15 protein-coding genes and 1 tRNA gene are annotated in these 16089 nt (G+C 58.8%); 13 read left to right on the top strand and 3 right to left on the bottom strand.

Annotation, left to right across the window (positions count from 1 at the left end; all coding sequences use genetic code 11):
- Positions 1–88: 88 nt before the first annotated feature.
- Positions 89–175: transfer RNA gene (locus QCD69_RS21080), tRNA-Leu, on the bottom strand.
- A gap of 326 nt (positions 176–501) precedes the next feature.
- Positions 502–1536, bottom strand: a complete 1035-nt coding sequence (gene rsmC / locus QCD69_RS21075) for a 16S rRNA (guanine(1207)-N(2))-methyltransferase RsmC (protein ID WP_301253432.1) — start codon at positions 1534–1536, stop codon at positions 502–504.
- Positions 1537–1642: 106 nt separating this feature from the next.
- On the opposite strand from rsmC, the gene QCD69_RS21070 reads away from it, so the two are divergent.
- The 12 genes from QCD69_RS21070 (at position 1643) to tssC (ending at position 15051) form a co-directional block, all read left to right on the top strand.
- Positions 1643–2062, top strand: a complete 420-nt coding sequence (locus QCD69_RS21070; protein WP_301253431.1) for a DNA polymerase III subunit psi — start codon at positions 1643–1645, stop codon at positions 2060–2062.
- The gene (rimI, locus tag QCD69_RS21065; RefSeq protein WP_253455529.1) at positions 2025–2465 is read left to right on the top strand and encodes a ribosomal protein S18-alanine N-acetyltransferase; all 441 of its coding nucleotides are present in this window, start codon (positions 2025–2027) and stop codon (positions 2463–2465) included. The genes QCD69_RS21070 and rimI overlap by 38 nt, the downstream gene beginning before the upstream one ends.
- A gap of 9 nt (positions 2466–2474) precedes the next feature.
- The gene (gene yjjG, locus QCD69_RS21060; protein WP_301253430.1) at positions 2475–3155 is read left to right on the top strand and encodes a pyrimidine 5'-nucleotidase; all 681 of its coding nucleotides are present in this window, start codon (positions 2475–2477) and stop codon (positions 3153–3155) included.
- Between the two features lie 882 nt (positions 3156–4037).
- Positions 4038–4535 (top strand): SH3 domain-containing protein, encoded by a 498-nt coding sequence (locus QCD69_RS21055; RefSeq protein ID WP_253455525.1) that lies wholly within the window; start codon positions 4038–4040, stop codon positions 4533–4535.
- Between the two features lie 32 nt (positions 4536–4567).
- Positions 4568–5059 carry a type VI secretion system lipoprotein TssJ gene (tssJ, locus tag QCD69_RS21050; protein ID WP_301253429.1) on the top strand — a complete coding sequence of 164 codons (492 nt, stop codon included), beginning with the start codon at positions 4568–4570 and terminating at the stop codon, positions 5057–5059.
- A gap of 24 nt (positions 5060–5083) precedes the next feature.
- Positions 5084–6424, top strand: a complete 1341-nt coding sequence (gene tssK, locus QCD69_RS21045) for a type VI secretion system baseplate subunit TssK (protein WP_301253428.1) — start codon at positions 5084–5086, stop codon at positions 6422–6424.
- A 17-nt stretch (positions 6425–6441) separates the two neighbouring features.
- Positions 6442–7674, top strand: a complete 1233-nt coding sequence (locus QCD69_RS21040) for a DotU family type VI secretion system protein (RefSeq protein ID WP_253455519.1) — start codon at positions 6442–6444, stop codon at positions 7672–7674.
- A 3-nt stretch (positions 7675–7677) separates the two neighbouring features.
- A complete protein-coding gene (tssM, locus tag QCD69_RS21035; protein WP_301253427.1) occupies positions 7678–11274 on the top strand; it encodes a type VI secretion system membrane subunit TssM in 3597 nt (1198 codons plus the stop codon).
- A gap of 14 nt (positions 11275–11288) precedes the next feature.
- A complete protein-coding gene (gene tagF, locus QCD69_RS21030) occupies positions 11289–11975 on the top strand; it encodes a type VI secretion system-associated protein TagF (RefSeq protein ID WP_253455515.1) in 687 nt (228 codons plus the stop codon).
- Positions 11976–11984: 9 nt separating this feature from the next.
- Entirely contained in the window at positions 11985–12992 is a 1008-nt protein-coding gene (gene tssA, locus QCD69_RS21025) for a type VI secretion system protein TssA (protein WP_301253426.1), read from the top strand.
- 26 nt (positions 12993–13018) lie between these two features.
- Positions 13019–13555 carry a type VI secretion system contractile sheath small subunit gene (gene tssB / locus QCD69_RS21020; protein ID WP_253455511.1) on the top strand — a complete coding sequence of 179 codons (537 nt, stop codon included), beginning with the start codon at positions 13019–13021 and terminating at the stop codon, positions 13553–13555.
- A complete protein-coding gene (gene tssC, locus QCD69_RS21015) occupies positions 13555–15051 on the top strand; it encodes a type VI secretion system contractile sheath large subunit (RefSeq protein ID WP_253455508.1) in 1497 nt (498 codons plus the stop codon). The genes tssB and tssC overlap by 1 nt, the downstream gene beginning before the upstream one ends.
- An 84-nt stretch (positions 15052–15135) precedes the next feature.
- Here the strand turns inward: tssC and QCD69_RS21010 are convergent, their stop codons facing one another.
- Complete coding sequence (locus QCD69_RS21010; RefSeq protein WP_253455506.1) at positions 15136–15348, bottom strand: hypothetical protein; 213 nt, start codon at positions 15346–15348, stop codon at positions 15136–15138.
- A 257-nt stretch (positions 15349–15605) separates the two neighbouring features.
- On the opposite strand from QCD69_RS21010, the gene QCD69_RS21005 reads away from it, so the two are divergent.
- Positions 15606–16088 (top strand): Hcp family type VI secretion system effector, encoded by a 483-nt coding sequence (locus tag QCD69_RS21005; protein WP_301253425.1) that lies wholly within the window; start codon positions 15606–15608, stop codon positions 16086–16088.
- Position 16089: the final 1 nt, after the last annotated feature.

Genomic DNA, 16089 nt, shown 5'->3' with positions numbered 1-16089 from the left:
CCGTAAGAACACTAACACCTGAAGCTAGCGCGTCTACCAATTCCGCCACCTTCGCGCAGATGCTGCGTAATATGAATAACGTGGTTTTTGGTGCGAAGAGAGGGACTTGAACCCTCACGTCCGTAAGGACACTAACACCTGAAGCTAGCGCGTCTACCAATTCCGCCACCTTCGCGTACCGTCAACATAACAACGTTATATTGCAACCACGGAGGCGCATTCTAGAGATTTTCCCCGACACGTCAACAGTTATTTAACGCGGCTGCGGCGATCGCTGCAAAAAGCGTCATCGGGTTGCGGCGGGCAGCGCAATCAGTGCGCAAAAAGCGGTATCTGGCTGGTGAGCATTGCAACCAGTGCGCAAAAAGCGGCATCTGGCAGAGAGGAAGACGGCAGGGAGCGAGCAAAAAGCGGCATCTGGCAGAGAGGAAGATGGCAGGCAGCGCGCAAAAAGGAGAAAGGGCAGCGTCCCGCACCGAAAAAGGTGCGGGACGGCGTAGATTAGCGCTTCGCTTTGGCCGCGCGTGACCAGACGGCGCGATAGACTTTAAAGCGGCCCGTCTGCGCCAGCACTTCGTGGCTGCCGAAGGTTTCATCCAGTACCTGCGCATAAGGCAGGAAGGCGTTGGCGACAATACGCAACTCGCCGCCCATATTCAGATGCTTAGCCGCACCACGGATCAGCGTCTGTGCCGCGTCCAGGCTGGTCTGCATGCCGTCATGGAACGGTGGGTTGGAAATAATCAGATCGAAACGCCCCTGCACGTCGGAATAGACGTTGCTGGCAAAGACCTCGCCTTCCAGCTCGTTGGCGGCCAGCGTGGCTTTACTCGCTTCTACCGCTGCGGCGTTAACGTCGGTCAGCGTCAGGCGAACCTTCGGCGAGAAGCGCGCCAGCATAGCGGAAAGCACGCCCGCGCCGCAGCCGATATCCAGCACTTTGCCTTTCATATGCGGCGTCAGCGTGGACAGCAGCAGGTTGCTGCCCGCATCCAGGCCGTCGCGGCTGAACACGCCCGGCAGCGTTTTGATGGTCAGATCGCCCAGCTCGTAATCGTTCCAGTACGCCTTAGCGTCAAATTCTGGCTGCGCATCCAGCCGCCCGTGATAAAGTCCGCAGCGGCGCGCGCTGTCGATTTTGTTCAGGGTGGCCCAGCCTTCCACGATATCCGTGGCGCTGCGCACGCCGCTGCGGTTTTCGCCGACGATAAACAGCTCGCTGCCGACCGGCAGTAAAGCGAGCAGGTTTTCCAGCTGGAACAGCGCTTCCGGCTTGTTTTTTGGCCAGAAGTAGACCAGCGTGTCGCAGTCGGCGACCATTTCCGGCGTCGCCACCAGACCATAAAAGGCATTTTCACCCATCATGCGGCTGAGGATCTGCCAGTGATGATATTGCTGGGTATGTACCCGGCTCAGCGCGGTATCCAGTTGGGCGGGCAGGTCATCCTGCAGATCGCCAGCAAACAGCACGCGGCGTTGAGTAAATTCATCACTGTGGCGCAGTATCACTTCACTGGCCGGGGTAAATGCGGACATCGGTGGCTCCTTACAAATCAGAGCGGCGATTATAGTGGTTTGTTGGCGCAGATTCGATGGGTTTGCTAGCATAGCGTCGCAATTGGGCGACCAGACGGGAAAAATGATGTCTTCCAGACGTGACTGGTTATTACAGCAGATGGGTATTACGCAGTATACGCTGCGGCGTCCGCGCGCCCTGCACGGCGAAGTCTCTATTTCGCTGCCGGAACAGACCCGGCTGATCATCGTGGCGGAAACGCCGCCGCCGTTAACCGATCCGCTGATCCGCGACGTGCTGGCCGCGCTGCTGATGCGCGAGCATGAGGTGATGGCGCTGACGCCGGAGCAGCTGGCTATGCTGCCTGACGACACGCGCTGCCCCAGCTGGTGCCTGGGCCTGGCCGGGCCGGTCGCGATCGACGGCGCTCAACTCGCTTCGCCCGTACTGGCGGAGCTTTACCATAATGCCGACGCCAAACGCGCGCTCTGGCAGCAGATCACCCACTATGAATCCGATTTCTTTACTGACGCCGCAAGATCTTGACCGCGCTTTCGCCATTGAGCAGCGCAGCCACGCTTTTCCCTGGAGTGAAAAAACCTTTGCCAGCAACCAGGGCGAACGCTATCTGAATTACCGGCTGGATGTCGGCACGGAAATGGCGGCCTTCGCTATTACGCAAATCGTGCTGGATGAGGCCACGCTGTTCAACCTCGCGGTCGATCCGGCTTTCCAGCGTCGCGGCCTTGGCCGGACGCTGCTGCAACATCTGATCGGCGAACTGGAACAGCGCGGCGTGCTGACGCTGTGGCTGGAAGTTCGCGCCTCGAATCGGGCTGCCATCGCGCTTTATCAGCAGCTCGATTTCAATGAGGTATCGGTACGCCGCAACTATTACCCCACCGCCGAGGGGAAAGAAGATGCCATTATCATGGCGCTAACTATCTAAGGGTAACCAATGCTTAAAGAGTGGGACTGGATATTGTTTGACGCTGACGACACGCTGTTTCACTTTGATGCGTACGCCGGATTGCAGCGTCTGTTTCAGCAGTATGACGTGGTGTTCTCACCGGATGATTATCAGCAATACCAGTCGGTTAACAAGCCGCTGTGGGTGGAGTATCAGAACGGCGCTATCACTGCGCTTCAGCTACAGCACCAGCGTTTCCAGGGCTGGGCCGACAGGCTGAACGTCACGCCGCTCGATCTCAACAACGGTTTTCTGAGCGCGATGGCCGAGCTTTGCCTGCCGCTGACCGGCGCGGTGAATTTGCTCAACCGCCTGAAGGGAAAAGTGAAGATGGGCATCATCACCAACGGCTTTACCGCCCTGCAACAAACCCGCCTGGAGCGCACCGGATTTCTGGACTATTTCGACCTGCTGGTGATCTCCGAACAGGTCGGCCACGCCAAGCCGCATCCGGCCATCTTCGACCACGCGCTGGAAAAGATGGGCAATCCCTCGCGCGAGCGGGTGATGATGGTAGGCGACAACCCCGATTCCGACATTCTGGGTGGGATGCGCGCCGGGCTGGCGACCTGCTGGCTGAACGCCGATAACCGCCCTTTGCCCGACGGCATAGCGCCAACCTGGCAGGTCGCCACGCTACAGGAACTCGAAGAGATTCTGATTGCTTAAGTTTGCCCTGTGCGCAGTAAAAACCTCTCAATTTTTCTTTAGTCAGCGTAAGTAACTGGGTGGGACGGAAATAATCGTCTCATCCGATACTTTATCTTTTTTATTTTCTCCCCGAAATTACCTTCCTCCCCTGTATTAAAGTTCAGTGCCAGTGCGGACTGTGTCTATATAATATTTGGTTATTTAGATTCTGTTTTTTAGTAACTAAATGCAATTGGAAGATGAAGAAAACATCATCAAAGAGGGGCGCTTTCGGGAAAATGTGCGCCAGAACGGTCAAATTTTGTTTATTTTTTTTACATTAGCAAGGCTAAAGCTTTGCTGGGGCGGGGCGTAACGTTGAATAATTGGAAAGACTCTGTAAACTTGCCGAAAAAAGGGGGTATTAATCCCTGGGTTTTATACGGGCAGCCTGCTTCAGCACTGGCCCGTGCGGTAGCTATGGTGGCGCAGAATAATGGACTAATCTATTCATTTATCTGACGTTATTGCCTTTTTTTTCCGCATAATTGCTGCGGATAATCAATAAAGAAAATCTGAAAAAACGGTTATCTGAACGGTTAATTTCCAGCCGGATTGAGCGCGGCAGGCCGCAAAAAATTGCTGAATGCCCAGCTTTAAATGGTGCTATAACACGGCCAGCGCCTGTTTTAATCGTCGGCTTGCTTAATAATTAATCCGCTAACCAGACGTTGTTCTCCCGCTGGCGGGTAAACAGAAACGCTTCGGTTGTGTTAACCATTGTACTAATCGGGCGCGGCGGGGGCTGTTTTTCCACGTGGTGCGGCCAGCCAATAGCAGACTTTTGCTTCAGGCCTGTCCGGGCCGCTTCCCGTCGCGCTTTCGCGCACGCCTTTTTAAACAGAAATCATGAGGACCCGGGTGAAAATTCGAATTGCACTAAGCCTGCTTTTTGTTCTGACTGTGGCGGGATGTAAGGCGCCGCCGCCGCCAATGACCGACGATACAATCGTTTCCAGCACCGTTGACGGCGTGAAGCTGACCTATCGTCATGCGGTGCAGCCGCCGCTCTCCTTCACCCCGGTGAACGAGGAGTATCGGGCGCTTTACGCCGCTTCGGTGATGACGCGTCCTGACTTCGGCGGCAAGCTGGTCAGCCATCTGGAAAACGGCAAGCCCTATACCGTGCTTGGCTCGGTGGAGAACAACTGGTTCGCCATCGCCGAAAGCGGAGAAGAGCAGCTGATTGGTTACGTGCCGCTGCGCGCCGTGGTGAAAAGCGACCTTTACGATAAAACCGTAAAAGCCGATGCCCGCCGCAAACGCGTTCGTGCGCCGACGAAAAAGACCTGCGTTGCGGTGGATGGCGACAGCAAAGCCTGCCAGAACAGCAACAGCGGAACCTGGGTAATCGACTAATCCGGTAGCTAATAATCCAGTAGCTAATAATCATGAACAGAAACGTTTTGCGCCTGAGCTTTCAGGCGCTTTTCCTGATGGCATTCAGCGTGCTGACAGGCTGCACTTCGCACAGCGTACCTTCTCACTACAGCCTGGCGTTCAGGCACCCTTCGCAGATTAATCACGGCGCGCCGCTTAAGGTGCGCGTATTGCTGCTGCGGTCCGACGCCGATTTCCTGTCCGCCGATTTTTATTCGCTGCAAAACAAAACGGGCGCCCTGCTGGGCGGCGCGTTGCTGAACAGCGAACAACTCTTCCTGATGCCCGGAAAAAGCGCCGACACCCTGAGCGGGCCGTTGCCGGCCGAGGCTCGCTATATAGGCGTGCTTGCAGAATACCAGTCGCTCGACGGCAAAAAGTGGCGCCTTGCGCTGCCGTTGCCGTCCGGCGCGGACGCCAGCACGATCTGGCAGCAGACGGACAGCCTGCTGCAGGCCACCCTCATCGCTAACGACAGCGGACTCCTTGCCGTCAGTCACTGACGCCAGCCTGAAAACGGAAGCCTTATGAACAAAGCAGAAAAAGTGGTCTGGACCGAAGGCATGTTCCTGCGCCCGCATCATTTTCAGCAGGCGGAAAGCTATCAGCAAAGCCTGCTGAATCAGTGGGGCCAGGCGCAGCGGCCCTATATGTGGGGCTTTCTCGACTACGAAATTGACGAGGCGCTGCTGCGCCAGGGCAAAGTCGCCCTCAGTTCGGCCAGCGGCCTGCTGCCCGACGGCACCTTCTTCTCGTTTCGTGACGGCAAAAACGGCCCGCCGCCGCTGGCGATGCCGGACGGTCAGGGCAGCGAAAAAGTGCTGCTGGCGCTGCCCGCGCGTCGCAACGGCCGCGACGAGGTAATTTTCAGCGAAACCGCCGACTCGCTGGCGCGCTATATCACGTTTGAGCAAGAGGTGGATGACTGCAACGCGCTGTCGGTCAGCCCGGCCGCCGTGCAGTTTGGCAAGCTGCGCCTGCGCCTGATGCTGGAAAGCGAGCTGAGCGCCGAATGGACGGCGATGGCCGTGGTAAAAGTGCTGGAGAAGCGCAGCAATCAGGTGCGGCTGGAAAGCGGCTATATTCCACCGATGCTGAACTGCGGCGCCAGCCCGCAGCTTAGCGACTACCTCAACGATATGCCGGGCCTGTTGCAGCAGCGCAGCCAGCAGATCGGCCAGCGGCTCCAGCAGCCGGGGCGTTTCAATACTGCGGATATGGTCGACTTTATGCTGCTGGCGCTGGTTAACCACCATCTGGGCCACGTCAGCCACCTGAAAAACCTGCCGCTGCTGCACCCGGAAACGCTGTTCGCCAGCTGGCTGGCGTTTGCCTGCGAGCTGGCGACCTACACGCCGCAGCGTTTCCCGGACGCTTCGCTGCCGGTTTACGACCATGACGATTTGGCTCGCTGCTTTGGCAGGCTGATGCTGATGCTGCGTCAGGGGCTGTCGCAGGTGCTGGAAGAAAATGCCGTGCAGCTGCCGTTGACCGAACGCTCGCACGGCCTGAACGTGGCGACGGTGCCAACCAGCTCGATGGTGCGCGAGTTCGGCTTTGTGCTGGCGGTGCGCGCCAGCGTGCCCGCCGATACGCTGCTGACCCACTTCCCCGCGCAGATGAAAGTCGCGCCGGTGACAAAAATCCGCGATCTGGTGCAGCTACAGCTGCCGGGCATGATCCTGCGCCCGATGTCGGTCGCGCCGCCGCAGATCCCGTGGCACGCCGGCTACAGCTATTTCGAACTGGATAAGGGCAGCGAGCTTTGGCAGGAAATGGAAAAGTCCGGCACCTTCGCGCTTCATCTGGCCGGTGATTTTCCCGGCCTCGCCATGGAATTCTGGGCCATTCGTAGTCATTCCGCCTGACGTCAGGAGCAAGAGACATGCAGCAACGACAGGCCGCCGCACAGGGCGACATTTTTTCGGGCGCGAGCAGCGTTAACCCGCTGGTTGCGGCGGCAAATCCCCTACTGAATGCAATCCCGCAGATCCGCCACTCGGTGACGCACGCCGATCCTGGCGGTCTGCGCCAGCGTCTGATCGATGAAATCCGCCAGTTTGAAATGCACTGCCAGCGCGCCGGGCTGCCTTACGAGGTGATTATTGGCGCGCGCTACTGCCTGTGCACCGCTATCGACGAAGCGGCGGCGCTGACGCCGTGGGGCAGCGCCGCCTGGCCGGGGCAGGGCCTGCTGGTGACCTTTCATAATGAAACCTGGGGCGGCGAGAAGTTTTTCCAGCTGCTGGCCAAGCTGTCGCAGAATCCGCGCGAACAGATTGCGCTGCTGGAGCTGATTAACTACTGCCTGCAGCTGGGATTTGAAGGGCGCTATCGCGTGCTGGATAACGGCCGTTCGCAGCTGGAGACGATCAAAAGCCGCCTGCTGCAAATGATCCGTTCGGTGCGTGGCGGCTATCCGCCGCCGCTGTCGCCACATCCGGAAGATCATCCGGTCACGCGCAGGCTGTGGCGTCCGGTTGTGCCGCTGTGGGCCTGCGCCGCGCTGGTGGGCCTGCTGGCCTGTCTGCTCTACATTCTGCTGAACTGGCGGCTGAGCGATGCGACCAGTCCGGTGCTGGCCTCGGTCTATCAGACCTCGCTGCCGGAAGTAACCATTCACAATCCCGCGCCGCCCGCGCCCGCTGCGCTGAACCTGAAAGCCTTCCTGAAGCCGGAAATCGACGAGGGGCTGGTGTCGGTGAAAGACGAAGCGGATCAAAGCGTGGTGACGCTGAAAGGCGATGGCCTGTTTACCTCCGGCTCCACAACCGTGCGCGGCCGCTATGAAGAGGTGCTGGATCGCATTGCTCAGGCGATGAACAACGTCAGCGGCCGCATTCTGGTGATTGGCTACAGCGACAACGTGCCGATCCGCAGCGCCCGCTTCGCCTCTAATTACGAGCTGTCGCTGGCAAGAGCGAAATCGGTGCAGGAACGGCTACAGCAGACGCTGAGCCAGCCCGCGCGCGTGAAGGCGGAAGGGCGCGGTGAAACCAATCCGCTGGTACCGAACACCACCGCTGCCAACCGGGCGCGCAATCGCCGTGTGGATATCACGCTGCTGGTTTCCCCTGACAACACCCGCGCGGAACTGACGTCGCAGCAAGGAAATTAACGGATGATGAATATTCTGTTTGCCATTATGACCAACCGGCTGATGTGGGGCTTTCTCGGCATTACCGCGCTGTCATTCATTATCTGGGTGATCGGGCCGGTTTTCTCTATCGTCGACTCGCGGCCGCTGGAGCCGGAAGTCAATCGCCAGATCAGTATCGCGCTGCTTTATATCGCCTGGGGCCTGAGCAACGTGGTGCCGCGTCTTTACAACGCCTGGCTGAACCGCAAGCTGATGGGCAGTTTGAATCCGGCCACGGAGGAGGACGATCCGAACGTCAAGCGTTTGACCAGCGAAGATCGCGTGCTGGCGGAGCGCTTTACCGAAGCCGCCGAGCTGTTGAAAAAAGCGCATTTCAGCCGCGCGGGCAACCGTCGCTGGACGCAGCGCTTCAGCCGTCAGTATCTTTACCAGCTGCCGTGGTATGTGATTATCGGCGCGCCCGGCGCGGGGAAAACCACCGCGCTGGCGAATTCCGGCCTGCAATTTCCGCTGGCCGACCGCTTCGGCAAAGCCGCGCTGCGCGGTATCGGCGGCACGCGCAACTGCGACTGGTGGTTTACCAACGAGGCGGTGCTGCTGGATACGGCGGGCCGCTACACCACGCAGGAGAGCGAGCGGCAGCAGGACGCCAGCGAGTGGAGCAAATTTATCGATCTGCTGCGCAAGTATCGCGGGCGCCAGCCGGTCAACGGCGTGATCGTCACCGTCAGCGTCTCTGATCTGATGACCCAGTCTGCGGAAGCCTCGCGTCAGCAGGCGCTGTCGCTGCGCCAGCGCTTGATGGAGCTGCACGAACAGCTGGGCATTCGCTTTCCGGTTTACGTGCTGGTAACCAAAACCGATCTGCTGAAAGGCTTTAACGCCTATTTCAGCAAGTTCGATAAGGCGCAGCGCGATCAGGTCTGGGGCTTCACCTTTCCGTGGGAGCGTGCGAAACAGGCCGATTTCGATCTGCCCGGCGCTTTCACGCAGGAATACGCGCTGCTGCAACAGCGGCTGGACGCGGGCCTGCCGGATACGCTGATCCAGGAAAGCGATGCCCAAACCCGTGCGGAAAGCTATCTGTTCCCGCAGGAGTTCGCGGCGCTGCGTCCGCTGCTTAACGACTATCTGGAGACGGTATTCAGCCGTTCCAACTTCGAAACGCAGTTTTCGCCGCGCGGCATCTACTTCGCCAGCGGCACCCAGGAAGGCCTGCCGTTTGATCGGGTAATGGGCGAGCTGAGCCGCACGCTTCAGCTGCCAGAGTCCGACAGCGGCAACAGCGGCGCCTGGGATAAGGTGGATAAGGCCGCGCCTATTCCCGGCAACAAAGGTCAGAGCTTCTTCTTAAAGGATCTGCTGCAGAACGTGATCTTTCAGGAAGCGGGCCTGGCGGGCAGCAACCGCTGGTGGGAGCTGCGTAACCGCGCGGTGCTCTGGTCTGGCTACGTGCTGCTGCTGGGTGCGCTGATCGTCGCCACGCTGCTGTGGAGCACAAGCTACCGCAACAACAAGGCCTGGCTGGCGGAAGTGCAGGCGAAGGTGCCGGAAATCAACGCGCTGGGCCAGAATTTGCAGACGGCCGATCTCTGGTCGCTGCTGCCTTACCTGAACGGCGTGCTGCATCTGCCGGACAGCGCCGATTTTGACCTTAACGATCCGCCGATTACGCGCCGCATGGGGCTGTACCGTGGCGAAGAGGTCAGCGACGCTACCCAGGCGCTTTACCAGAAAGCGCTGAAGCAGCTGGTGATGCCGCAGGTGGCGCAGCTTATCACCAGCTGGCTGCGCGCGGATAACGGCAGCGACGCGGACTACAGCTATGAAGCGCTGAAGGCTTACCAGATGCTCTATCAGCCGAAGCACTACGACGGCAAGTTCCTGCATGCCTGGGTAATGCTGAATATCGCGCGCAGCCAGCCGCAGAACATCACTCAGGCGCAGATCAAACAGCTCGACTGGCATCTGGCGCAGCTGCTGGAGACGCAGATCCAGGCGTCGCCTTACGCAAAGGATGACGCCCTGGTAAAGCGCGAGCAGGCGCTCATCAATCAGATGCCGCTGTCGCAGCGCGTCTACGGCCGACTGAAGCGCCTGCTGGAGCGGGACGACAGCCTGAAACCGGTTTCCCTGGCGCTGATGGGCGGCCCGCAGAGCGAGCTGGTCTTTTCCCGCAAAAGCGGCAAGGCGATTAGCGAAGGCATTCCGGGCCTGTTTACGCCAGAGGGCTACTGGAACAGCTTTGATAAAAATATCGCTGCCGTCACCAAATCGCTGCACGACGACGATCGCTGGGTGCTGAGCGAGACGGTGCAGAGCGAAACGCAGCAGCAGATCGATTACGCCGTGCGCCAGCGCTATATGAGCGACTATATGCGCCAGTGGGACGGGCTGTTGCAGGATATCCAGCTGAACAACAGCGCGGATCTGTCGCAGCGCATTAACGCGGCACGTCTGCTTTCCGGCAATAACTCGCCGCTGCGCAAGCTGGTGATTAATCTCAGTCACTATCTGGTACTGGATAAGGCCGCGCCGGAAGCAGGCAAGGAAGAGGCGAGCAAGGAGAGCGCCAGCAGCACGCTGGATGCGCTGTTCCACGCGCGTCAGGCGGCCACGGCAGCCAGTCAGCAGCAGCAGACGCCGGAGCAGTCAGTAACCGCTCACTTTGCTCCTGTTACCGAGCTGGCGCAGCCGCTGGAGAAGGGCGGTAAAACCATCGCCTTTGACGATTTCCTGCATCAGATTGACGATCTCTATCGCTACCTCACTGCCGTGCAGGACGCGGCCAACAGCGGGATGCCGCCGCCGACCGGCGAAGCTATCAGCCGTTTGCAGGCCAGCGCAGGGCGGTTACCCGGCTCGTTGCAGACCATGTTTACCAGCATGGCGGTGGGCGCCAGCAGCGATACGCAGCGCCGCGATTTAGACAATATCCGCAAGCGCATCAACGTTGAGGTCGGCAGCTTCTGTCGCCAGGCGATTGCCGGACGCTATCCGCTGTCGCATTCGGCACGGGCGGAAGTGACGCCGGACGATCTGGCGCGCATGTTCGCGCCGGGCAGCGGGCTGATGGACAGCTTTTTCCGCGACAACCTGGCAAACAAGGTTGATACCACCCAGGCCAGCTGGCGCTTTATGCCCGGCATTGACGGCAAAACGCTGCCGGGCGGCGAAAGCGTGCTGCGGCCTTTTCAGCAGGCGCAGAGCATTCGCGACGCCTTTTTCGCCAACGGCGCGACCACGCCTTCTTACCGCGTGACGGTGCGCACCGGCCAGATGGATAACGATATTCTGACCATGACGCTGGATGTGGACGGGCAGCTGCTGCAATACAGCCACGGCCCGCAGGCGGTACAGCTGATGAGCTGGCCTGGCCCCGGCGGCACCAGCCAGGTGCGCATGCAGCTTGGCCTCGCCAACGGCACCACGGCAACGCTGGTCACCAACGGCGCCTGGGCGCTGAACCGGTTCTTCGACCGCGCGCAGCTCTCCGCAGGCGGTAGCAGCCTTAGCCGTCAGGCCTCTTTTAACGTCAGCGGCCACCACGTGACGCTGGAATTTACGCCGAACAGCATTCGTAACCCGTTCCAGCTGCCCGGTTTCGCCTGCCCATGAGCCGGGAGAACAACATGAGTCAGACGCCCGCACTCTGCTGGTATGGAAAGCTGCCGAGCGGCGGCGATTTTTTAAAGCGTCGTTTCCCGGACGCGCTGCTGGCGCAGTGGTCGCACTGGTTTCAGGTCGGGCTGCTGCATCGCCAGGAAAACACCGAGGGCGAACGGCAGTTTGCCGACGCGCCGGTCTGGAACTTTGTGGTGCCGCCGATGCTGGGCAGCCAGCAGATCCAGATGGGCTGCCTGGTGCCCTCGCGCGACAGCGTTGGCCGGCTTTATCCGCTTTGCGCGCTGATAACCTTTTCGCCGCAGAGCTGGACGCAGGCGCAGCTGGCGCTGGCGGGTGACTGGTATCAGCAGCTGGGCCGCATCCTGCTGAACGCCGTACGTGAAGGTTGGTCGTCGGCACAGCTCGACGGCACGCTGCTGGCGCTGAACCTGCCGCAGCCGCAGCAGTCGGCCATTCTTGACGCTATCGGCTATCAGGAACAGCGGGCGACGCTGAGCTGGCGACGCGCTTCCGACTGTTTCGATCCGCAGCACTACACCAGCTTCTGGTGGACGAATCAGGCCGACGGCAAGCCGCTTTATACCCACGTGCACAGCGGCAACTTCACCGGCCAGCTGTTTTCGATGCTGTTCGATCCGGCCGCTGGCGCGAAGCCTGGCCGCCACGGTCTTTATCCGCCGATGTTCGAGTAAGGAACTGCCATGAATCTTGACGAGCTACTAGCCCCCATCAGCAGCGATCGGCCGTGCGGGGAAAACCTGGAATATGACGCCGACTATATGGCGATGGAGCAGGCCAGCGCGGGCAAAGCCGAGCAGCAGTTTGGCGACACCATCATTCCCGCTGAACCGGCGGACTGGAACAAGGTGGCGAAGCTGGCGGGCAGCCTGCTGACGCGCAGCAAAGATCTGCGCGTGATGCTGGCGCTGACCCAGGCCTGGACCCAGCTGCGAGGCTTAAGCGGCTACGCCGACGGCTTACAGCTGATCAAGCAGTCGCTGCTGCTCTACTGGGAGCCACTGTGGCCGGTACTGACCGAAGACGGCGACTACGATCCCTTTTACCGCATCAACGCGCTGGCGGCTTTAGGTGATAAGTCAGCGCTTACTACGGCTTTGCGCCAGTCGCTGCTGCTGCGTAACGCCGCCGATCAGCTTTCTCTGCGCGACGCCTGTGCGCTGCTGGACGGCAGCAAAAGCGAGTGCGACGAGTTTCCCGGCGGTCGCGCAAGGCTGCTGGACGAGCTGGCCCGGAGCGAACAACCGGGCATTGTCGCTATTCGCAGCATAAGTGAGCGGTTACAAACCATTCGTGAAACGCTGATGGAGCACCTGGGCGAAAGCGGCGTGCCGGAAATGGCGCAGCTGTTGAAAACGGTCAATACCGTCGCGCAGGCCTGTGAAATGACCGACGTCAGCGCTCTGCTCCCGCAGGCCGCCAGCGAAGAGGCGGAAAGCGCCCCGACGCAGCAACCGGCCAGGACGACGCAGACCGACTGGCGCAGCGTGCAGCCCGCATCGCGCGCCGATGCGCAGCTGATGCTGGAAAAGGTGAAACAGTATTTTGTGCAGCACGAACCCAGCCATCCGGCGCCGCTGATGATCGACCGCGTACAGCGCATGATCGAGATGGACTTTATGAGCATTATCCGCGACCTGGCGCCGGACGGCGTGCATCAGCTGGAAAACATTTTCGGGCGTCACGACTGAGGCGTCCTGACTAATCGCGCATACCAATGGAGAACATTATGGCTAGTAAATCCAGCGGGCAGAAATTTATCGCCCGTAACCGCGCGCCGCGCGTACAGATCGAGTATGACGTGGAGATCTACGGCGCAGAACGCAAAATCGAACTGCCTTTTGTGATGGGCGTGATGGCCGATCTGGTCGGCAAGCCGGTCGATAACCTGCCGTCGGTCGACGAACGCAAATTTATGGATATCGACGTCGATAACTTTGACGAGCGCATGAAGGCGCTGAAGCCGCGCGTGGCTTTCCAGGCGCAAAACACGCTGACCGGCGAAGGCAATCTGAACATCGATCTGACCTTCAACAGCATGGAAGATTTTTCGCCGGACGCGGTGGCACGCAACGTCGAGCCGCTGAACAAGCTGCTGGATGCGCGTACCCAGCTTTCCAACCTGCTGACCTATATGGACGGCAAAAACGGCGCGGAAGAGCTGATTGCCAAAATCCTCAAGGATCCGACGCTGCTGCAATCTCTCAGCCACCTGCCAAAGCAGGATGACGCGGCTAAAGAAGGAGAGCAGTAATGACCAATCCTTCCCAGCTTGAGCAGCAGGGCCAGCAGGCCTGGAGCCAGGATGAATTCAGCTCGCTGCTGAACAAAGAGTTCCGCCCGAAAACCGACTCTGCGCGCACGGCGGTGGAAAGCGCGGTGAAAACCCTGGCGCAGCAGGCGCTGGAAAACACCGTTACCGCTTCTGACGACGCTTACCGTACCATTCAGGCGCTGATTGCCGAGATTGACGAGAAGCTGTCTAAGCAGGTCAACCAGATTATTCATCACGAAGATTTCCAGCAGCTGGAAGGCGCCTGGCGCGGCCTGAGCCATCTGGTGAATAACACCGAAACCGACGAGATGCTGAAAATCCGCTTTATGAGCATCTCGAAGAAAGAGCTGGGCCGCACGCTGAAGCGCTACAAAGGCGTCGGCTGGGATCAAAGCCCGATCTTCAAGAAAATCTACGAAGAAGAGTATGGCCAGTTCGGCGGCGAGCCGTTCGGCTGCCTGGTAGGCGACTACTACTTCGATCACAGCCCGCAGGACGTGGAGCTGCTGGGCGAGATGGCACGTATCGGTGCGGCTTCGCACTGTCCGTTTATCACCGGCACCGCGCCGGAAGTGATGCAGATGGAGTCCTGGCAGGAGCTGGCGAACCCGCGCGACCTGACCAAAATCTTCCAGAACAGCGAGTATGCTGCCTGGCGCAGCCTGCGTGAATCGGAAGATGCGCGCTACCTGGGCCTGGTGATGCCGCGCTTCCTGTCGCGTCTGCCTTACGGCATTCGCAGCAATCCGGTCGACAGCTTCGACTTTGAGGAAGAAACCGAGGGCGCGAACCACGGCAACTACACCTGGGCGAACGCCGCTTACGCAATGGCGGCCAACATCAATCGCTCTTTCAAAGAGTTTGGCTGGTGTACGGCGATCCGTGGCGTGGAATCCGGCGGCGCGGTGGAAAATCTGCCTTGCCACACTTTCCCGAGCGACGACGGCGGCGTGGACATGAAGTGCCCGACCGAAATCGCCATCAGCGACCGTCGCGAGGCCGAGCTGGCGAAAAACGGCTTTATGCCGCTGGTACACCGCAAAAACTCCGATTTCGCCGCCTTTATCGGCGCGCAGTCGTTGCAGAAGCCGACCGAGTATCACGATCCGGACGCCACCGCCAACGCACGTCTGGCCGCGCGCCTGCCGTACCTGTTTGCCTGCTGCCGCTTTGCGCATTATCTGAAGTGCATCGTGCGCGACAAGATCGGTTCCTTCCGCGAGCGTGAAGAGATGGAGCGCTGGCTGAACGACTGGGTGATGAACTACGTGGATGGCGATCCGGCCAACTCCTCGCAGGAAACCAAATCCCGCAAGCCGCTGGCTTCCGCCGAGGTGCTGGTGGAAGAGCTGGAAGATAATCCGGGCTATTACGCCGCAAAATTCTTCCTGCGTCCGCACTACCAGCTGGAGGGCCTGACCGTGTCGCTGCGTCTGGTCTCTAAGCTGCCTTCGCTGAAAAGCGATGATGCTTAAAGGCTGAAGGGAGAGCTTACTGCTGGATGCTGGCGGAAGGTAAGGCGGCTCCCTTTATAAGCTGATTAATTCAAGCTAAAGCGGTCAACGTGCTTTTTTGGCCGCTTTCCTTATCAAAAAACAGAAGCCCAGGCAGAGCGCGGTGAACAGCAGTTCACCCGAAAGAAAGCCTGAGGCGTTTATATCAAAATTTTCATAGCGGGCTACCAGCCAGATGCCGCTGGCAAGCGTGAACAGAGCATAGATGGACAGCGCTAAAAAAATAACGCTGAGTAATGACAAAAAAGTTTTTTTCATTATTTAACGCTGACCTTTTAAGTGAAGCGCCATGTGATAAGTCTCTAATTTATATCTGCCAATGCTATCTGTAAATTTAATTTATTCCGCTGTGATTTCCTCTTCCCGGAAAAAATAAATTTACGTCCTGGCGACGGGTTAAAAGATTTCTGTACGGTCGGCTGCAAGATCGTCGGAAAAAAGACAAAAAGCATGCCTTTTTGTCTGTCGCTGCTTTGTCAAAAGCAAAATTGTCCATCAAAAAAGAGTAGAAAATAATGGCTATTGATATGTTTATGAAGGTAGACGGTGTAACCGGCGAGTCGAAAGACTCTAACCATAAAGGCTGGACCGATATCACTTCTTTCTCCTGGGGCGCCTCTCAGCCGGGCAATATGTCTGTTGGCGGCGGCGGCGGTGCCGGTAAAGTTAACTTTAACGACCTGCACGTTAGCGCGTTGATTGACAAATCTACTACGGCATTGCTGAAAAACTGCGCAAGCGGCAAGCACATCGCCAAAGTTGAGCTGTCCGTATGCAAAGCTGGCGGCACTCAGGTTGAATACACCCGCATTACGCTGGAAGACGTGCTGGTGACGAACGTGCAGTACGTTGGTGCTGATAACGGCGACACCGTAGGCATGAGCTACTCCTTCCAGGCTTCCAAAGTGAAGCAGCAGTACTGGGAGCAGAGTTCTTCCGGCGGTAAAGGCGCAGAAAGCAGCGCTGGCTGGAATATCAAAGAAAATAAAGAAGCTTAAT

The organism is Erwinia sp. PsM31 (genome assembly GCF_030433775.1).
GTDB classification, from domain to species: Bacteria; Pseudomonadota; Gammaproteobacteria; order Enterobacterales; family Enterobacteriaceae; genus Erwinia; species Erwinia aeris.
The sequence above is the reverse complement of the archived record's forward strand: the minus strand, read 5'-3'. Positions and strand labels throughout refer to the sequence as shown.